Origin of the sequence: Neisseria maigaei (genome assembly GCF_958267405.1) — a bacterium.
Lineage (GTDB): Bacteria > Pseudomonadota > Gammaproteobacteria > Burkholderiales > Neisseriaceae > Neisseria > Neisseria bergeri.
Window position 1 is genome coordinate 1 of record NZ_CATQFT010000042.1, and the last position, 3,267, is coordinate 3,267.

A 3,267-nucleotide genomic window follows, 5' to 3' on the forward strand; every position below is an offset into this window, starting at 1 on the left:
GGAGATGGCTTCATTAAACAAACGTGCGCTAGCCCCCCTAGAATGCACGCAGATTGATTTTTAATGCTCGTCCTATGCAAGATGTATCCCCGAAGCTAAAACGCGCTATAACGCGAAAATAAGCCCAAAAAAAGAGATTTCCTAAAATCAACGGTTTTGATAGCGGCGGGCGCGGCGGCGGTTTAACTGTTTTCCGGCGGTTGCGGAGAATCATCGCGGAGAATCATCACTGTATCGCAGAAAAACTATATCCCAAGCCATACGATTTGCCGCCCAGCGTTCCAAGATGGCAGGAATTTCGCGGCAGTCCCAACCGTTTTTAACGATTTCGGGGTGCTTACGGTAAGCGTCCATCACGTCATCAATCCTGATGAAGTAAGCCCCGTCATCGTCAAAATCGCCATAGCCGTGCAGGTTTTGGCATTCGGCTACCAGCCAATCGGCAAAAAGTGGGTTATAGCCATACTGCCCCAGTGGAGCGGTAACGGTTTGCGGTTTTGGCTGAACCGCCACAGATTTTGGGAAGTCCGATTTTTTTTCCTGTTGTCGCCAAGTGGAAACCCAGTAGCTGATGATAGAAGCGGAAACTTTACGCCCCTGCTTTTGGGCTTCGGGTTGGAGTATTTCGGCGATTTGGTAAAAGGGATAACCCTTGCTTCGGAGCATCAGAATTTGGGTTTTGAAGGGCAGAAGCCAGCCAGAATTGCGCTTCGGATACGGCGGCGGTAGATTTTGCATTGTTTTTCCTTGTCATATAGGGTTTCCTAGGCTGATATAGCCCGATGTAAACCTTACTATAACGAACTAGGGACATCTAGACAAATATATGAAAAATATAAGAAATATCTAGCTATGGCAGGATAGCCTAAAGGCGAAAAAGGTAAACCTTTTATAACGCGCCCAGCGCGTTATGATTGCTGCCTTCAGCAGCAAAGGAAGTTTTTTAACGGTGCAATTTTTTAAATTATGGACAACAGAAAAAGAAAAAACCGCCCCCCATTGCTGGCAGGCGGAAACTTTCGTTTTTTGTTTGTGGTCAGGTTAGCTTGCAAATTGACTGAACAGCCAAACCACGGCTAAAATAAAACCGTGGTTTACTTCCAGTGTCAGCAGCAGCTTGTTCCCCTGTACAAGGATTTTGAGCTTCATGCTTCACTCCAAATGTGAGGTTAATCACACAGGCGAGAGCTTCGCAAAAATCCCCGTTGCAGCGGGGATTTTTGCTGTCCCCGCCCACCGAATTACCGCCCGAAAGCGGTAATTTTTCATTATAGCATTGGCTATCTTCTGTTACGTTCTTCGTTCATGTTCTGAATGCGGATATGCTCCACTAGCTCGCGGTGCTTGTCGGCTTCTGTCCGCTCTCCCCAATCAAAGCCGCCTTTCTCTCCTGTTGTGCCTGTGCCTATGTTTGCCCAAAAGTCGGGAAGGAATGGTAAAAACAGCCTGAAAAAACTGTAAACAATGCCAACGATGTAGGCTATCAACGAAATGGGCAACGCAACCACGACATAAAAAGTAACGCCAGCCGCAACAACGGCAACAATCCAAACAAAGCAAAGGAAAATAGTATGTAACCAGTCCATGATTTACCTTTGATATTTTTGTTTGATAGCCTTGCATTCACTTAAGATTTTTTCATAATCAATATCATCCGAGAATGTTGAATATAGGTAATTTCTTATTTCAATCAACCTATTATTGTCTTCATTATTATTCAAATACTCTAGATTGTATTTTAATTTGCGGCTAATTAAAGCCAAACCTGAAGCTACAACTTCAATCAATACATCTTTTTCCATTATTGTTGCCATAATCACCCTCCTTTTTTCCGTATGATTTCATTCATTGAATAAACTACCTTGTGGGTTGCGCTGGAATTTGAAAAGCAGCGTAGCCACTTTACGCCCACGCTTCCGGGCTTCCCATTCAATCAGCCAGTTATCTTTTTCGGTCAATTCTTTTATCGCTGGTTCAATAACTCTTTTTCGCAACAATTGGAAATTAGCTCGATAGCTTTCAGTTGCCTCCATTGCGTGCCAAAATTCTTCAATGGACATTGAGAGCCACCCCGAACCGTCTGTCTTGTCTTTCATTTGCTCAAACAATTCAAGCAGCCGCCATGAGTAGATAGAGCGCAGCGCAGCAGCTTGTTGAAGTTGGTATTTTGTGAATTCCCTTTCAAGCTCAAACAGGAAAGGGAAAACGTATTCAGAAAACCTGAACTTAACTAAACCCTCGTCTTTGAAGTAATCATATCCCTGAACCCAAATTGTGGTGCGCGTACCGATTTTTTTGCCGTCTGTAATTTGCCAAGACAGGGTGCGTTTCATCAAGGTATGAACAGCCCCTTTTAGCTCATTATAGGCGGTTCGAATATCCACCCCATAAGTGTCGGCATACTCTTGCGCCGTTAATTTTATCTCGCCATTTACGCCCCCAAGCTTGGCAATACCTGCCATTAAAATCCGCTTTTCTACCAAGTTCAGCGTTTGGGCGGAACGTGTAATGTAGTTTGAAATAACAACATTACGGCTGCCTAAATCTTTTGATTGTTTAACTACATTAGCCACAAATGAAACACCCTCAATACATTTAAAACATGTGCAAATTATGTTTCATTGCTGTAAATGAATCAAGCCTTTTTTTGTTTCAAATGTATTAAACCTGTTTCATTTGTGCCTGTGGATTGAGTAGCAAAAATGTTTCATTAAGTAGCAAAAATGTTTCATTAAGTAGCAAAAATGTTTTAGTTGTAGCAAAAATGTTTCATTTAAAACGCAAAAAAAATCGCCGTAAGCCTTGATACAAAAGGCTTACGGCGTTTTCCACAGGCTCTATAAAAAGGTTTTTAAAAATATTAAAAATGATGAAAAACCGCCCGACCCTGATTTTTCGTGGATAACTCGCCATTTTTCACACCGCACACGTTTGAAATTTTTCGCGCTTACGCAGCTTCAAAATTTCGCCTACGGCTAAAACCCAATAATGAGCCTACGGCATTTTTTGGGAGCTGCTTGACGCAGCTCATGCAGCCCAACCATTCGCGCACCAAATCACAACAACCGAACGGCAAAGGTTTTTGTTCAACAGGAAAGAAAAACAGGTTTCAGGCTGCCCCACAGGTTACCCGGAATTTAACTGTTTTTGGTCTTCAATGATGAAGTGCGGAGATGGCTTCATTAAACAAACGTGCGCTAGCCCCCCTAGAATGCACGCAGATTGATTTTTAATGCTCGTCCTATGCAAGATGTATCCCCGAAGCTA

Annotated in this window: 4 protein-coding genes; all 4 read right to left on the minus strand. The window is 43.1% G+C overall.

What is annotated here, in order from left to right; translation table 11 throughout:
• Positions 1–210 precede the first annotated feature (210 nt).
• Positions 211–738 carry a hypothetical protein gene (locus Q3O06_RS08070; RefSeq protein ID WP_301818366.1) on the minus strand — a complete coding sequence of 176 codons (528 nt, stop codon included), beginning with the start codon at positions 736–738 and terminating at the stop codon, positions 211–213.
• A 542-nt stretch (positions 739–1,280) separates the two neighbouring features.
• Positions 1,281–1,586: a hypothetical protein gene (locus tag Q3O06_RS08075; RefSeq protein ID WP_124213090.1), complete on the minus strand. Its 306-nt coding sequence runs from the start codon at positions 1,584–1,586 to the stop codon at positions 1,281–1,283.
• Positions 1,587–1,589: 3 nt separating this feature from the next.
• Positions 1,590–1,814, minus strand: coding sequence for a hypothetical protein (locus Q3O06_RS08080; RefSeq protein WP_096123413.1), 225 nt, complete (start codon positions 1,812–1,814; stop codon positions 1,590–1,592).
• Positions 1,815–1,841: 27 nt separating this feature from the next.
• Positions 1,842–2,573, minus strand: a complete 732-nt coding sequence (locus Q3O06_RS08085) for a replication initiation protein (protein ID WP_118796782.1) — start codon at positions 2,571–2,573, stop codon at positions 1,842–1,844.
• Between the last annotated feature and the right edge of the window lie 694 nt (positions 2,574–3,267).

What these genes read in the sequence shown, in the direction of transcription:
- Q3O06_RS08070 (WP_301818366.1), bottom strand. Translation starts at nt 738, where the DNA reads ATGCAAAATCTACCGCCGCCGTATCCGAAGCGCAATTCTGGCTGGCTT.
- Q3O06_RS08075 (WP_124213090.1), bottom strand. Translation starts at nt 1,586, where the DNA reads ATGGACTGGTTACATACTATTTTCCTTTGCTTTGTTTGGATTGTTGCC.
- Q3O06_RS08080 (WP_096123413.1), bottom strand. Translation starts at nt 1,814, where the DNA reads ATGGCAACAATAATGGAAAAAGATGTATTGATTGAAGTTGTAGCTTCA.